This window comes from Pseudomonas oryzihabitans (assembly GCF_006384975.1).
Classification (GTDB): Bacteria; Pseudomonadota; Gammaproteobacteria; order Pseudomonadales; family Pseudomonadaceae; genus Chryseomonas; species Chryseomonas psychrotolerans_B.
The window spans coordinates 3,608,100-3,621,037 of sequence record NZ_CP021645.1 but is presented as its reverse complement, the minus strand read 5'-3'; the positions used below and the strand labels follow the sequence as shown (position 1 = coordinate 3,621,037).

The window sequence follows — 12,938 nt, the reverse complement described above, 5'->3', positions numbered from 1 at the left end:
TGCCCTCCCCGCTGGTCTGGAACTCTCCGCGATGAATCCCTCCCTGGAGGCCGTCAAGGCCTATCTGCTCGCTCTGCAGGAGCGCATCTGCGCGGCACTGGAAGCCGAGGATGGCGCGGCGCGTTTCGTCGAAGACGCCTGGACCCGGCCGACCGGCGGCGGTGGCCGTACCCGGGTGATCGCCGAGGGCGCCGTGCTGGAAAAGGGCGGCGTGAATTTCTCCCATGTCCACGGCGACAGCCTGCCGCCTTCGGCCAGCGCCCATCGGCCGGAACTGGCCGGGCGTAGTTTCGAGGCGATGGGTGTCTCGCTGGTCATGCATCCGCGCAATCCGCATATCCCCACCGCCCACGCCAACGTGCGCTTCTTCCTCGCCGAAAAGCCCGGCGAAGCGCCGGTCTGGTGGTTCGGCGGCGGTCTGGACCTGACCCCCTACTATGGCAACGAGGCCGACTGCGTGCACTGGCACCAGGTCTGCCATGACGCCTGCGCGCCCTTCGGCGCCGACGTCTATCCGCGCTACAAGGCCTGGTGCGATCGCTATTTCCACCTCAAGCACCGCGGCGAGCCGCGCGGCATCGGCGGGCTGTTCTTCGACGACCTGAACGACTGGGACTTCGACACCTGCTTCGCCTTCCAGCGTGCCATCGGCGATGCCTTCGTCGACGCCTACCTGCCCATCGTCCAGCGCCGGCGTCATCAGCCGTACAGCGAAGCCGAACGGGAATTCCAGGCCTATCGCCGCGGCCGCTACGTGGAATTCAACCTGGTCTACGACCGCGGCACCCTGTTCGGCCTGCAATCCGGTGGGCGCACCGAGTCCATCCTCATGTCGCTGCCGCCGCAGGTGCGTTGGGGCTACGACTGGAAACCCGAACCGGGTTCGCCCGAGGCGCGGCTGACCGATTTCTTCCTTACCGACCGCGACTGGCTCGCGCTCGAACCTTCGTCCGCAGGATAGTCCCATGGATCGCTATGCCGTCTTCGGCAACCCCATTGCCCACAGCAAGTCGCCGCTGATCCACAGCCTGTTCGCCGACCAGACCGGCCAGCGTCTGCACTACGGCCCCCTATTGGCGCCGCTGGACGGTTTCGCCGAAAGCGCCCGCAGCTTCTTCCAGAGCGGCCTGGGCGCCAACGTCACGGTACCCTTCAAGGAAGAGGCCTACCGGCTGTGCGACGAACTCACCCCGCGCGCGCGCCGCGCCGGGGCGGTCAACACCTTGAAGCGCCAGGCCAATGGCCGCCTGCTCGGCGACAATACCGACGGTGCCGGCCTGGTGCGGGATCTCACGGTCAATGCCGGCCTGCAACTGGAAGGCCGGCGCGTCCTGGTACTGGGCGCCGGCGGTGCCGTGCGCGGCGTGCTTCAGCCGCTGCTGGCCTGTAATCCCGGACACCTGGTACTGGCCAATCGCACCGAACTCAAGGCCCTGCAACTGGCGCGGGAATTCGCCGAGCTGGGCGTCATCGAGGTCGCGGCCTTCTCCACCCTGCGCGAGCCCTTCGACGTCATCATCAACGGCACCTCCGCCAGCCTGGGCGGCGGTCGCCCGCCGCTGTCGGAGGCGGTGATCGGCCCGCAGACGGTGACCTACGACATGATGTACGGCAAGGACCTCACCCCCTTCAATCGCTGGGCCCTGGACGAAGGCGCATTCCACAGCCTCGACGGCCTCGGCATGCTGGTGGAACAGGCGGCCGAGGCCTTCGAACTCTGGCGCGGTGTGCGCCCGGACAGCGCCCCGGTGCTGGCGGAGTTGCGGCGGCAATTGGGGTGAGGTTGGTGTCTGGCGGTGTTGGGCTTCGCTGCGCTCAACCCAACCTACGGGAGCTTCGTCGTAGGTTGGGTTGAGGCGGCCTTATCGCCGAAGCCCAACGGTCAGCAGGCCAACTGAGCCTGAGCGTGGCGGATGGCAGGAGACACCGGCCACGCCTGAGCGATGCCGAAGCCGATTTCGACTACCAGAAAGGCCATCAGCAAGGGGCTGGCGCCCTGGGACAGCGCCCAGGCCATCCAGAGGGCGAACAGGCCCCTGGCCACGGCATCATGGCGGCCTAGCAGCAGCGAAGGCCTGGCCAGCCGCAGCACCGACCAGACGCACACCACGGAACCCAGCAGATTGCCCAGCAACAGGGCTTCCGGAGGGAAAACGGGCAGCGGCGCAAGTCCCAAGGTCTGCCCAAGGGCATCGAGTTGCCGCAACAGCCAGGCGAGACTCCAGGGGGTGGCGAAGGGCACGGTGACCAGCAGATCATAGAGAGCACTGACGCGCACTAGCCGCAGATAGGCAGAGCTATTCCACATAGACGGACTTCCTTGAATGAGAGGAAGCCCAGTGTCGACCCTGGAGTAAGGTCCAAGGTCAAGGAGAACGGATGCGTATCGGCACCCTCGCCCAGGCCACCGGCCTGACCCGCGACACCCTGAGATTCTACGAGCGCCAGGGGCTGCTCAAGGCTCGTCGTCGGGCCAACGGCTATCGCGACTATCCACCCGAGGCCGTGGAATGGCTGGGCTACCTGCGTACCGCCCAGCGCCTGGGCTTCAGCCTGCAGGAGATTGCCGCCAACCTTGAAGAGGTCGAGCGCGCCGCCGATCCCGACGCCTATCTGCAAGGGTTGCTGCGCGACAAGGTGGCGGTCATCGAGGCGCGTATTGAGGAATTGCAGGTCTTGCGTCAGACGCTCCAGGCGCGGATGGGAGAGTCCTGTCCGCTGCGGGGTTAGCGGCTTTGGGCATGTTGGGCTTCGATGGTGGAAATGTCTCAGCCAACCCAGGGCCATTCGCTGTCGTGACGTTTCGCCGAGGGAACTCCCATCGCGGCCATGGGCCGCTCCTACGGCTACGAGCTAATCTGTAGGAGGAGCGGCCCATGGCCGCGATCAGCAAAACGCCGAAGCCCATCGGGAGCGGCCGCATCGGCGGACCGCCATGGCCGCGATCAAACGCTAAACCCCTCTTCCCCATAGCCTTCCGCCAGGTGCTGGTCCTTGAGCTTCACGTAGTTGCCGGCGCTGTAGGTGAAGAAGGCCCGTTCCTTATCTTCCAGCGGGCGAATCTGCTTCACCGGACGACCGACGTAGAGATGGCCGCTCTCCAGCCGCTTGCCCGGCGGGACCAGGCTGCCGGCGCCGATCACTACATCGTCTTCCACCACCGCGCCGTCCATGACGATGCTGCCCATACCCACCAGCACCCGGTCGCCAATGCTGCAGCCGTGCAGGGTCACCTGGTGGCCGACGGTGACGTCGTTGCCGATCAGCAAGGGATAGCCGTCCGGATTGAAGGGGCCGGCATGGGTGATGTGCAGCACGCTGCCGTCCTGGATGCTGGCGCGGGCGCCGATCTGGATACGGTGCATGTCGCCGCGGATCACCGTCAGCGGCCATACCGAGCTGTCTGCACCGAGAGTCACGTCGCCGAGCACCACGGCGGTGGCGTCGACGAAGGCGCGCTCGCCCAGTTGCGGGGTCTTACCCTGGAAGGTCCTTATGGTCACGATAGATACCTTTTCTCGTCGGAAGGGTCTTGAGACCTATTAGGATGGGCTCCATATATACCTGTCAAAGCCATCGCCCCGAGGGGAACGCCGTGAGCGCCAGCAATCCGCTGCTTCAGTCCTACGACCTGCCGCCCTTTTCTGCCATCAAGCCTGAGCACGTCGAGCCGGCCATCGACACCATCCTCGCCGAGAACCGCGCGGCCCTGGCCAAGCTGCTCGAGACCCAGAAGGAGCAGCCCACCTGGGCCGGTCTGGTACTGGCGATGGACGAGCTGAACGATCGGCTGGGTCAGGCCTGGAGCCCTATCGGCCACCTCAATGCCGTGTGCAACAGCGCCGAGCTGCGTGCCGCCTACGAGGCCTGCCTGCCCAAGCTGTCGGCCTATTCCACCGAGATCGGCCAGAACAAGGACCTGTTCCAGGCCTACAGCCGCCTGGCCGAGAGCGAAGAAGCCAAGGGCTTCGACGTCGGCCAGAAGACCACCCTGGAACACGCCCTGCGCGACTTCCGTCTGTCCGGCATCGATCTGCCGCCGGCCGAACAGCAGCGCTATGCCGCCATCCAGGCGCGCAAGTCCGAGCTGGGCAGCAAGTTCTCCAACCAGCTGCTCGACGCCACCCAGGCCTGGACCAAGCACCTCACCGACGAAGCGGCCCTGGCCGGCCTGCCCGAATCGGCCAAGGCGCAACTGGCCGCCGCCGCCCAGGCCAAGGAGCTGGACGGCTGGCTGGTGACCCTGGAATTCCCCAGCTACTACGCGGTGATGACCTACGCCGATGACCGCGCCCTGCGTGAAGAGGTCTATGCCGCCTACGCCACCCGCGCTTCCGAGCAGGGCCCCAATGCCGGCCAGTTCGACAACGGCCCGGTGATGGAAGAACTGCTCGACCTGCGTCAGGAGTTGGCCCGCCTGCTGGGCTACGCCAACTACGCCGAGCTGTCCCTGGCCACCAAGATGGCCGAGAGCAGCGACCAGGTGCTGGGCTTCCTGCGCGACCTCGCCGTACGCTCCAAGCCCTTCGCCCAGCGTGACCTGGACGAGCTGCGCGCCTTCGCCGCCGAACAGGGCGTGACCGATCTGCAGAGTTGGGACACCGGCTACTTCGCCGAGAAGCTGCGCCAGCAGCGCTATGCGCTATCCCAGGAAGAGGTGCGCGCCTGGTTCCCGGTGGACAAGGTGCTGTCCGGCCTCTTCGCCACCGTACAGAAGCTCTATGGCATCGAGATCGCCGAGCTGCGCGACTTCGAGAAGTGGCACCCGGACGTGCGCCTGTTCGAGATCAAGGAGAACGGTAGCTCCATCGGCCGCTTCTACTTCGACCTCTATGCCCGCGCCAACAAGCGTGGCGGCGCCTGGATGGACGGCGCCCGTGACAAGCGCCGCGACGCCCAGGGCCGGCTGATCGATCCGGTGGCCTACCTGGTGTGCAACTTCACCCCGGCCAGCCCCGGCAAGCCGGCGCTGCTCACCCATGACGAGGTGACCACCCTCTTTCACGAATTCGGCCATGGCCTGCATCACCTGCTGACCCGCGTCGAGCACGCCAGCGTCTCCGGCATCAACGGCGTGGCCTGGGATGCGGTGGAGCTGCCCAGCCAATTCATGGAGAACTGGTGCTGGGAGCCCGAGGGCCTGGCGTTGATCTCCGGTCACTACGAGACCGGTGAGCCGCTGCCCCAGGAGCTGCTGGACAAGATGCTGGCGGCGAAGAACTTCCAGTCCGGCCTGATGATGCTGCGCCAGCTGGAATTCTCGCTGTTCGACTTCGAGCTGCACGCCAGCCACGGCGATGGACGTAGCGTGCGCGAGGTACTGGAAGGTATTCGCGACGAGATCTCGGTGGTGCGTCCGCCCGCCTACAACCGCTTCCCCAACAGCTTCGCCCACATCTTCGCCGGTGGTTACGCGGCGGGTTACTACAGCTACAAGTGGGCCGAGGTGCTGTCCGCCGATGCCTTCGCCAAGTTCGAGGAAGAAGGTGTCTTCAACCCCGAAACCGGGCGCGCCTTCCGCGAAGCCATCCTGGCGCGTGGCGGTTCCCAGGCCCCCATGGTGCTGTTCGTCGACTTCCGCGGTCGCGAGCCGAGCATAGACGCCCTGCTCCGCCATTCCGGGCTGAGTGAGGAGGCGGCGTGAGCGAGCCGGTCCGCAAGAGGTTCATCGCCGGGGCCGTGTGCCCCGCCTGCCAGGCGCAGGACACCCTGAAGATGTGGACCCAGGAGGGCACGCCGCATCGCGAGTGCGTGTCCTGCGGCTATAGCGACACCCTGGACGAACGCGGTAATTCGGTACCCAAGGAATTGCCGACGCGGGTCAATATCAGTGCGCTCAAGCCCAAGAAGGCTGATCCCACCGTGCAGGCGGTGCAGTTCTTTCCCAATCCCAAGCTGAAGAAGCCGGACTAGGCTGGACCTCGCCGTAGAAGACCGCGCCCGGCACCTGACCTGGCGCGGTTTTTTCTGTCAGGACGAAGGCAAATAATGCTCTACCTGCAAGGCTAAAGCGTCTTGGAAAAACGCGGGCCCAAAAGGTTATCCACAAAAACGGAATTCGTTAGCCAGCCGATCATCTTTTTAATTCATTGAAATATAAAGATTTTTAAAGGGATATTAGCTGGCGAGGGACTTTCCTCAGAGATTTATACCGTTTTTATCCCGGATTTATCCACAGGACGCGAAGTTGGCCGTGACTGGGAGTCTTCAACGCTGAACCGCAATCCAAGTCCTGAATACGCTCTTTCGCCAGTCGAGGAGGCTCCATGCGTACTGCCCTGTCCATCGCGACGCTCTGTCTGTTCAGCAACCTGGCGCTGGCCGCACCGCCTGGGGGTGGGCCCGGTGGCCCCGACGATCATGGACCGCGAGGTCCAGCCTGGCAGGAGCCGGGTAAGGGACACGGCAAGGGGCACGGTCCCGATCAGGGGCCACCGGGCCGTGCTGATGGCGGGCCGGCGGCCAGGGGGCCAGGCGACCTGGGGCCGGCGCGGGCGCGTCTCGAGGCGTTGCGCGGGCAGATCGGGCGTGGCGGCGACCTGCCGCCGGGGCTGCGTCTGGAGCGCGGTCGACCGTTGCCGCCCGGCTATGGTCGGCCACTGCCGCCTGGCATCGTGAAGCAGCTGCCGGACTATCCCGGCTACGCATGGCGACAGCTGGGCACGGATGTGGTGTTGATCGCCGTCGGCACCGGACTGGTCTACGCCATCCTGCAGGGCGTGTTGGACTAGCCCCAGCGATCTTCCTGCGTCGCCGATGACGAACGGTGCGGCAGGCGGTGGGCAGCTCTGGCGTGGGCACCCTCGCCTGCGCCCGACCGATTCGGGCGTCTGCCGAGGCCCGCCGCGGACATTGATGGAAACCTCCCTGGCACAGTGCCAGCTTGGTTTTCAGTAGAATGGCGACCGCGCGCATCTGGCCAGGCTCCTGGTCGGGTACGAAACCGGACCCTCTTCCATCGGTCTCAACGCCATTCGCTCGCCAAGGATTTTCCATGAGAGTTCTGCCCCGTCTGCTGCTGCCGGCCCTGTTCGCCCTGCTCATGGGGCAGGCGGCCTTCGTTTGGGCCGAACCGGGTCTGTTCAATCTGCTGGTCGGCAGCTACACCACCGGTGGTAGCCAGGGGCTGTACGTCTATCGCTTCAACAGCCGCGATGGCCGTATCGACGGTCCGCTACGGATCGTCAAGGCCTCGAATCCCTCCTTCATCACCCTGTCGCGGGATGGCCGTACCCTGTTCGCGGTCAACGAGAACGGTCGCGGTTCGGCCGGCGACACCATAGGTCGGGTCACCTCCTATCGCTTCGAGCCGGGCAACGGCCGTCTGCAGCAGATCAGCCAGGTCAAGAGCCTGGGGGATGAACCGACCCATTCCAGCCTGAGCCAAGACGGCAAATATCTGTTCGTGGCCAATTATTCCAGCCTGCCGGAAGGCTCTCTGGCGGTACTGCCGATCCAGGACGGCGGGGTGCTCAGTCCGGTGGCGCAGATCGAGTTCCACCAGCCCAGCGAGCAGCATGCGCGGCAGCAATCCAGCCATGTACACGCCGCCGTGACCACCCCGGATGGCCGCTTCGTCTTTGCCCCGGACCTTGGCGCGGACAAGGTGTTCGTCTATCGCTATGTGCCGCAACAGCCCGAGCGGCCCTTGGTGGCTGCAGAGACGCCCTTCGTCCCGGTGCCGGAAGGCAGCGGCCCGCGTCACCTGGTGTTCAGCGCCGATGGCCGCTACGCCTACCTGACCCTGGAACTGTCCGGCCAGGTGATGGCTTTCGCCCATCAGGACGGCATGCTGCGCCAACTGCAGACCTATAGCCTGACGCCCCAGGAATTCACCGGCGAGCGCGATGCCGGCGCCCTGCACCTGTCCGGCGATGGCCGCTTCCTCTACGTCGCCAGCCGCGGTACCGACAACCAACTGGCGGTGTTCGCGGTGAATCCCGATGGCACCCTCACCTTCGTCGAGCGACACCCGGTCAACGGCGTGGCGCCGCGGGAGTTCGCCATCGACCCTTCCGGGCGCTTCCTGCTGGTGGCCAACCAGAAGTCCAACCAACTCAAGGTCTTCGCCCGCGACCCCGACAGCGGCAAGCTCGGCAACGAATTGCAGAGCCTGGATGTGGGGGCGCCGGCTGACCTGAAATTCGTCGCGGTACCTTGATGACCCTCTTCGACCGTCTGCACCACGTGGCGCTGATTTGCGCCGACTATGAACGCTCCCGACATTTCTACACCGAGATCCTCGGCCTGCCGGTGATCGCCGAGACCTATCGCGAAGCCCGGCGCTCCTGGAAGCTGGATCTGGCGGTGGGCACCCATGCCCAGCTGGAGCTGTTCTCCTTTCCCGATGCGCCACCGCGGCCTTCGCGTCCTGAGGCCCAGGGCCTGCGTCACCTGGCTTTCGCAGTGGCCGATCTGGAGGCTGCCGTCGCCCACCTGCAAGGGCATGGGGTGATCACCGAGCCAATCCGCACCGACGAGCTGACCGGCAAGCGATTTACCTTCTTCGCCGACCCTGACGATTTACCGCTGGAAATCTACGAGGGATAGTAAGACGAAAGCCGCCGTTTAGACCGGTTGGCGCCTTTTTTATGCCACTGCGCGGAATGCTCTTCAGTTGCCTGAACGGGGTCGATAGGAACAGTGAAATACCGCTCGTCACTTGACGATCACTGCTTCTCTGGACTTAAGGAAAGTCAAATGAAGGTCTTCTCTCATCTGAAGTTGGCCAACAAGCTGCTATTGGCCTTTTCCTGTTGTGCGTTCATCACCCTGCTGGTGGGAGGATTAGGTTTGATCGGCGCTGAGCGTCTGGGCCAACAGCTCAACTCGGTGTTCACCAATCTGCATGGGATCAGCGAGGTCAGTTCGCTCAAGAGCAGTGCCATCGAGCACAACCGGGATCTGTACCAATTGCTGTCGATCTCCGGTTTCGGCACCGATCCCAATGCACGCGATGCCTTGATCAAGCAACTGGCCGCCAACCGCGCCACCATGGAACGGATTCTCGCCGCCTACGAGAAGCGTCCGGGCTTGGTCGACCGGGATCGCGAGGGGCTGCAACTGTTGGCCATCGCCTTGCCGGCGTATCTGAGCAGTGCCGATCAGTTGGTCGAGCAACTCGGGCGCGGTGATCTGTTCTCGGCGCGCACGCTCATGGTCAAGGAGACCTTTCCCAAATACCGGCAGATGATGGCGGGTCTGGACATCCTCATCGAAGGCAACGCCCAGGCATCTGCCGTGAGCATGACGACGGCCAGCAGCGGCCTGGCGCAACTGAAATGGCAACTGGGTGGGGCGGTGCTGTTGGCCTTCGTCCTGGCATTGGGCCTGGGCGCCTTGATTGCGCGGTTGATCGCCGCGCCGCTGCGCAGCGCGGTGCGTAATGCGCAACAGATCGCCGCGGGCGACCTGAGTCAGTCGCTGCATAGCGACGCCCGTGATGAAACCGGCCAACTGCTGACTGCCCTGGAAGGTATGCAAAGTAGCCTGCGCGATACCCTGCAGCAGATCACCGGGGCTTCGACCCAACTGGCCCAGGCCGCGAAGGGGCTGAGTTCGGCCACCGAAGACAGTACCCATAGCCTGTCTCGGCAAGGCGCGGAAATTCAGCAGGCGGCCACGGCCGTGACCGAGATGACCACCGCGGTGGAAGAGGTGGCACACAATGCGGTGTCCACCTCGGAAGCGTCGCGCGGTGCCCGCGAGCAGGCCGAGCTTGGCCGTCGTCAGGCGCAAGAATCGATCGCCACCATCAACTCCATGGCCAGCGTCATCCAGGTCTCCACTCACAAGGTCGATGGTCTGGCCAGCCAGGCCCGCGAGATCGGTAAGGTGCTCGAGGTGATTCGTGGCATCGCCGAGCAGACCAACCTGCTGGCACTCAACGCGGCCATCGAGGCCGCCCGTGCCGGCGAGCAGGGGCGCGGCTTCGCCGTGGTGGCCGACGAGGTACGGGCCCTGGCCCATCGTACCCAGAATTCCACCGGTGAAATCGAGGGCATGATCGTCGCCATCCGCAACAGTGCCGACGAAGCGGTGGCTGCCATGAGCCAGAGCCGGACCCTGGCCGGTGATTCGCAACGTTCGACCGCTGCGGCTGGGCAGGCCCTCGAACAGATCGCCGAGAGCGTCGTCGGGATCAATGATCGCAACCTGGTGATCGCCAGCGCGGCCGAGCAGCAGGCGCAGGTCTCCCGCGAGGTGGATCGTAACCTGGTGAATATCCAGGATGCCGCGCTACGTACCGCCGAAGGCGCCGAACAGACCAGCCGGGCCAGCCACGAACTGGCCGATCTGGCCGCCAGCCTGACCCAGATGGTGGGCCGTTTTCGGCTGTGAGGAAAAGACGCTTTACCCGGCCTTATCGAACGGCGCCCGTCGATACGGCCAGGGTGAGGGAGGGCGTCGCTCAGGTCGCCAGCCGTGCCCCGGCCAGGGATTCGCGCGGTGTTTCCAATTCCTCCAGGAGCCAGTCGAGAAATGGCTGCAGCAGCCGTTGGCGTCGCTTGCGCTCCGGCAGGACCGCGTAATAGCCGTAGTCCGAGGTCGCCGCGCCCGCGCAGGGCCGGCACAGCAGGTCCTGGGCCAGTAGGTCGTCCACCAGGTGCCGCCAACCGATGGCCACGCCCTGCCCGGCGATGGCGGCCTGGATCACCAGGGTGTAGTTGTCGAAACTGAGTACCGCGCCGTTCGGACTACCGGCCGGCGGCGGGCAGTCGAGAGCCGCCAGCAAGGCCGGCCAGTCATACCAGCGGCTGTTGGGCGCCGCCTTCAGATGCAGCAAGGGCCAGCGCGACAGTTGATCGCGGGGCACGGGTACCGCTTGATCCGCCACCAGGCGCGGGCTGCACACCGGAAAGACCTCTTCGCGAAACAGCGGCCAGGCTTCGCCGTGCTTGAAGCGGCCATCCCCGAAGGTCAGGGCCACATCCACCTCGGCACCCACGGCCGGCAATCGATCACTGGTGATCAGGCTGACGTCCAGCTGGGGATGACGGGCATGGAAGCGTGGCAGACGAGGCAACAGCCAATAGGCGGCGAAGGCGAAGTCGGTCGCCACCTGCAGTACCTCATGGGCCGGCTGGGCGGTGATGGCGCGCAAGCCTTCGTCGATGCTGGCGAGTCCGGCCTCCACATGGTGCTGGAGCAGTTGGCCGGCTGCGGTCAGCACGATGCCGCGATGGATACGATCGAACAGCCGGGTATCCAGCTGGGCTTCCAGGCGTTTGATCTGCTGGCTCACCGCTGGCTGGGTAGTACCCAGCTCCACGGCGGCGAGGGTGAAGCTCAGGCGCCGGGCAACGGTGGCGAAGATTCGCAGGCTATCCAGAGAGGGGGGCAGGGTGTTCATCGAATAACTATAGGGTGAGCGAGCGGTAACCAGAACCATTCCGGTCACTGGGGAAGCACCGCCACTCGGAGATTTTTGTGATCCAATTCACAAAATACTGCTCTAGGATGCGTCCTCGAATCCGTTTATCGAATTTGCAGCGTCTTCTGGGAGTTGTTTATCTATCGCCTGGTCTGCCTGACCGCCGTCGGTGCCGACGCCAGCGACGTGGCCCGGTGCACGAGAGCATGAAGGCCAATCAACTGGCCAGCGAAAAGGCCTTCGCCCTCTATCGCGCCACCCCGCTGGAAGAAGACGAGCGTCTGGCCTGGGACCAGATGGAAAAAGACTGGCCGCTGTACCAGGCCAGCCTGCAGCAGGGCGACATGGGCAAGGTCCGCGACCTCCTCAATGGCGAGGTCCAGACCAACTATCAAAGGGTGCTGGACGAACTGAAGATCATGGTGGATTCCAACAACCGCCAAATCGGCGAGGGAGCCCAGGCTGCCAACGCCAGCGCCCATCTTGTCAATATGCAGCTCCTATCCGGCATTCTGGTGGCCTTGCTGATGGCCATCGGCTTGGGCGTTCTCATTACTCGCGCCATCACCAAGCCCATCAGTCAGGCCGTGGGTAGCGCCCGTCGTATTGCCGAGGGAGATTTGACCCAGGCCATCGTCAGCCAGCGGCGTGATGAGCCCGGCCAGTTGCTCGATGCCCTGGCCGGTATGCAGGCCAATCTCAAGAACACCCTGCAAGAAATCGCCAGCGCCTCCGACCAGCTTGCCTCGGCCGCCGAGGAGCTCAGCGCGGTGACCGACGAGAGCTCGCGCGGCCTGGTACGGCAAAACGATGAGATCCAACAGGCCGCGACCGCGGTGAACCAGATGACCAGTGCCGTGGAAGAGGTGGCGCGCAACGCCACCTCCACCTCCGCCGCCTCGCGCGAAACCAGTCAGGCGGCCGAGACTGGTCGGGGCCAGGTGCAGCAGGCCGTGGGCGCCATCGACGCCATGGCCCACGAGCTGGGCGACTCCAGCCAGACCGTGCAGCACCTGGCTGGCCAGGTGCGCGACATCAGCAAGGTGGTGGACGTGATCCGCGGCATCGCCGAGCAGACCAATCTGCTGGCGCTCAACGCCGCCATCGAGGCCGCCCGCGCTGGTGAACAAGGCCGTGGCTTCGCGGTGGTGGCCGACGAGGTCCGCGCCCTGGCCGCACGCACCCAGGCGTCCACCGGCGAGATCGAGGACATGATCGGAGGCGTGCAGCAAACCGCCGATCAGGCCGTACGGGCCATGGACAGCAGCCAAGCACGCGCCCAGGACACCCAGCAGTTGGCTCAGGCCGCCGATCAGGCCCTGGTGCGTATCACCGAGGCGGTGGCCGGTATCAACGAACGCAACCTGGTGATCGCCAGTGCCGCGGAAGAGCAGGCCCAGGTGGCTCGCGAGGTGGATCGTAACCTGAGCAACATCCAGAACCTTTCGACCCAGACCGCCGCCGGTGCCAACCAGACCAGTGCCTCCAGCCAGGATCTGTCGAATCTGGCCATGTCCTTCAATCAGCTGGTCGCGCGGTTCCAGCTATGAATCCCGGCTTCGGA

The 12,938-nt window shown here is 65.0% G+C and carries 12 protein-coding genes and 2 pseudogenes; 11 read left to right on the top strand and 3 right to left on the bottom strand.

Annotated features, from left to right (window positions below; translation table 11 throughout):
- The first annotated feature begins 31 nt into the window (after positions 1 to 31).
- Positions 32 to 961 carry an oxygen-dependent coproporphyrinogen oxidase gene (hemF, locus tag CCZ28_RS16310; RefSeq protein WP_140219649.1) on the top strand — a complete coding sequence of 310 codons (930 nt, stop codon included), beginning with the start codon at positions 32 to 34 and terminating at the stop codon, positions 959 to 961.
- Between the two features lie 4 nt (positions 962 to 965).
- Positions 966 to 1,781 carry a shikimate dehydrogenase gene (gene aroE, locus CCZ28_RS16305; RefSeq protein ID WP_140219647.1) on the top strand — a complete coding sequence of 272 codons (816 nt, stop codon included), beginning with the start codon at positions 966 to 968 and terminating at the stop codon, positions 1,779 to 1,781.
- 101 nt (positions 1,782 to 1,882) lie between these two features.
- Here the strand turns inward: aroE and CCZ28_RS16300 are convergent, their stop codons facing one another.
- On the bottom strand, positions 1,883 to 2,308 hold the full coding sequence (locus CCZ28_RS16300; RefSeq protein WP_140219645.1) for a hypothetical protein: 426 nt from the start codon (positions 2,306 to 2,308) through the stop codon (positions 1,883 to 1,885).
- 71 nt (positions 2,309 to 2,379) lie between these two features.
- On the opposite strand from CCZ28_RS16300, the gene CCZ28_RS16295 reads away from it, so the two are divergent.
- A complete protein-coding gene (locus tag CCZ28_RS16295) occupies positions 2,380 to 2,730 on the top strand; it encodes a MerR family transcriptional regulator (RefSeq protein WP_140219643.1) in 351 nt (116 codons plus the stop codon).
- 215 nt (positions 2,731 to 2,945) lie between these two features.
- Here the strand turns inward: CCZ28_RS16295 and CCZ28_RS16290 are convergent, their stop codons facing one another.
- Complete coding sequence (locus CCZ28_RS16290; RefSeq protein WP_140219641.1) at positions 2,946 to 3,503, bottom strand: gamma carbonic anhydrase family protein; 558 nt, start codon at positions 3,501 to 3,503, stop codon at positions 2,946 to 2,948.
- A 44-nt stretch (positions 3,504 to 3,547) separates the two neighbouring features.
- On the opposite strand from CCZ28_RS16290, the gene prlC reads away from it, so the two are divergent.
- From prlC to CCZ28_RS25155, 7 genes and pseudogenes are all read left to right on the top strand, one after another.
- The gene (gene prlC / locus CCZ28_RS16285; RefSeq protein WP_205894595.1) at positions 3,548 to 5,644 is read left to right on the top strand and encodes an oligopeptidase A; all 2,097 of its coding nucleotides are present in this window, start codon (positions 3,548 to 3,550) and stop codon (positions 5,642 to 5,644) included.
- The gene (locus CCZ28_RS16280) at positions 5,641 to 5,913 is read left to right on the top strand and encodes a YheV family putative zinc ribbon protein (protein WP_140219637.1); all 273 of its coding nucleotides are present in this window, start codon (positions 5,641 to 5,643) and stop codon (positions 5,911 to 5,913) included. Before prlC ends, CCZ28_RS16280 begins: the two co-directional genes overlap by 4 nt.
- Positions 5,914 to 6,266: 353 nt before the next feature.
- Positions 6,267 to 6,731 carry an anti-virulence regulator CigR family protein gene (locus CCZ28_RS16275; RefSeq protein WP_140219635.1) on the top strand — a complete coding sequence of 155 codons (465 nt, stop codon included), beginning with the start codon at positions 6,267 to 6,269 and terminating at the stop codon, positions 6,729 to 6,731.
- Positions 6,732 to 6,994: 263 nt separating this feature from the next.
- Positions 6,995 to 8,161 carry a lactonase family protein gene (locus CCZ28_RS16270; protein ID WP_140219632.1) on the top strand — a complete coding sequence of 389 codons (1,167 nt, stop codon included), beginning with the start codon at positions 6,995 to 6,997 and terminating at the stop codon, positions 8,159 to 8,161.
- Positions 8,161 to 8,550, top strand: coding sequence for an SMU1112c/YaeR family gloxylase I-like metalloprotein (gene gloA2, locus CCZ28_RS16265; protein WP_140219630.1), 390 nt, complete (start codon positions 8,161 to 8,163; stop codon positions 8,548 to 8,550). The genes CCZ28_RS16270 and gloA2 overlap by 1 nt, the downstream gene beginning before the upstream one ends.
- A gap of 150 nt (positions 8,551 to 8,700) precedes the next feature.
- Positions 8,701 to 9,486: pseudogene (locus tag CCZ28_RS25160) on the top strand (MCP four helix bundle domain-containing protein); the annotation flags it as partial.
- On the top strand, positions 9,478 to 10,341 hold the full coding sequence (locus tag CCZ28_RS25155; protein ID WP_437179229.1) for a methyl-accepting chemotaxis protein: 864 nt from the start codon (positions 9,478 to 9,480) through the stop codon (positions 10,339 to 10,341). The pseudogene CCZ28_RS25160 and the gene CCZ28_RS25155, both read left to right, overlap by 9 nt.
- Before the next feature lie 70 nt (positions 10,342 to 10,411).
- Here the strand turns inward: CCZ28_RS25155 and CCZ28_RS16255 are convergent, their stop codons facing one another.
- The gene (locus CCZ28_RS16255; RefSeq protein ID WP_140219626.1) at positions 10,412 to 11,353 is read right to left on the bottom strand and encodes a choline sulfate utilization transcriptional regulator; all 942 of its coding nucleotides are present in this window, start codon (positions 11,351 to 11,353) and stop codon (positions 10,412 to 10,414) included.
- Between the two features lie 224 nt (positions 11,354 to 11,577).
- Here CCZ28_RS16255 and CCZ28_RS16250 point away from each other — a divergent pair.
- A pseudogene (locus tag CCZ28_RS16250) lies at positions 11,578 to 12,924 on the top strand (methyl-accepting chemotaxis protein); the annotation flags it as partial.
- Between the last annotated feature and the right edge of the window lie 14 nt (positions 12,925 to 12,938).

What these genes read in the sequence shown, in the direction of transcription:
- hemF (WP_140219649.1), top strand. Translation starts at nt 32, where the DNA reads ATGAATCCCTCCCTGGAGGCCGTCAAGGCCTATCTGCTCGCTCTGCAG.
- aroE (WP_140219647.1), top strand. Translation starts at nt 966, where the DNA reads ATGGATCGCTATGCCGTCTTCGGCAACCCCATTGCCCACAGCAAGTCG.
- CCZ28_RS16300 (WP_140219645.1), bottom strand. Translation starts at nt 2,308, where the DNA reads ATGTGGAATAGCTCTGCCTATCTGCGGCTAGTGCGCGTCAGTGCTCTC.
- CCZ28_RS16295 (WP_140219643.1), top strand. Translation starts at nt 2,380, where the DNA reads ATGCGTATCGGCACCCTCGCCCAGGCCACCGGCCTGACCCGCGACACC.
- prlC (WP_205894595.1), top strand. Translation starts at nt 3,548, where the DNA reads ATGGGCTCCATATATACCTGTCAAAGCCATCGCCCCGAGGGGAACGCC.
- CCZ28_RS16275 (WP_140219635.1), top strand. Translation starts at nt 6,267, where the DNA reads ATGCGTACTGCCCTGTCCATCGCGACGCTCTGTCTGTTCAGCAACCTG.
- CCZ28_RS16270 (WP_140219632.1), top strand. Translation starts at nt 6,995, where the DNA reads ATGAGAGTTCTGCCCCGTCTGCTGCTGCCGGCCCTGTTCGCCCTGCTC.
- gloA2 (WP_140219630.1), top strand. Translation starts at nt 8,161, where the DNA reads ATGACCCTCTTCGACCGTCTGCACCACGTGGCGCTGATTTGCGCCGAC.
- CCZ28_RS25155 (WP_437179229.1), top strand. Translation starts at nt 9,478, where the DNA reads ATGCAAAGTAGCCTGCGCGATACCCTGCAGCAGATCACCGGGGCTTCG.
- CCZ28_RS16255 (WP_140219626.1), bottom strand. Translation starts at nt 11,353, where the DNA reads ATGAACACCCTGCCCCCCTCTCTGGATAGCCTGCGAATCTTCGCCACC.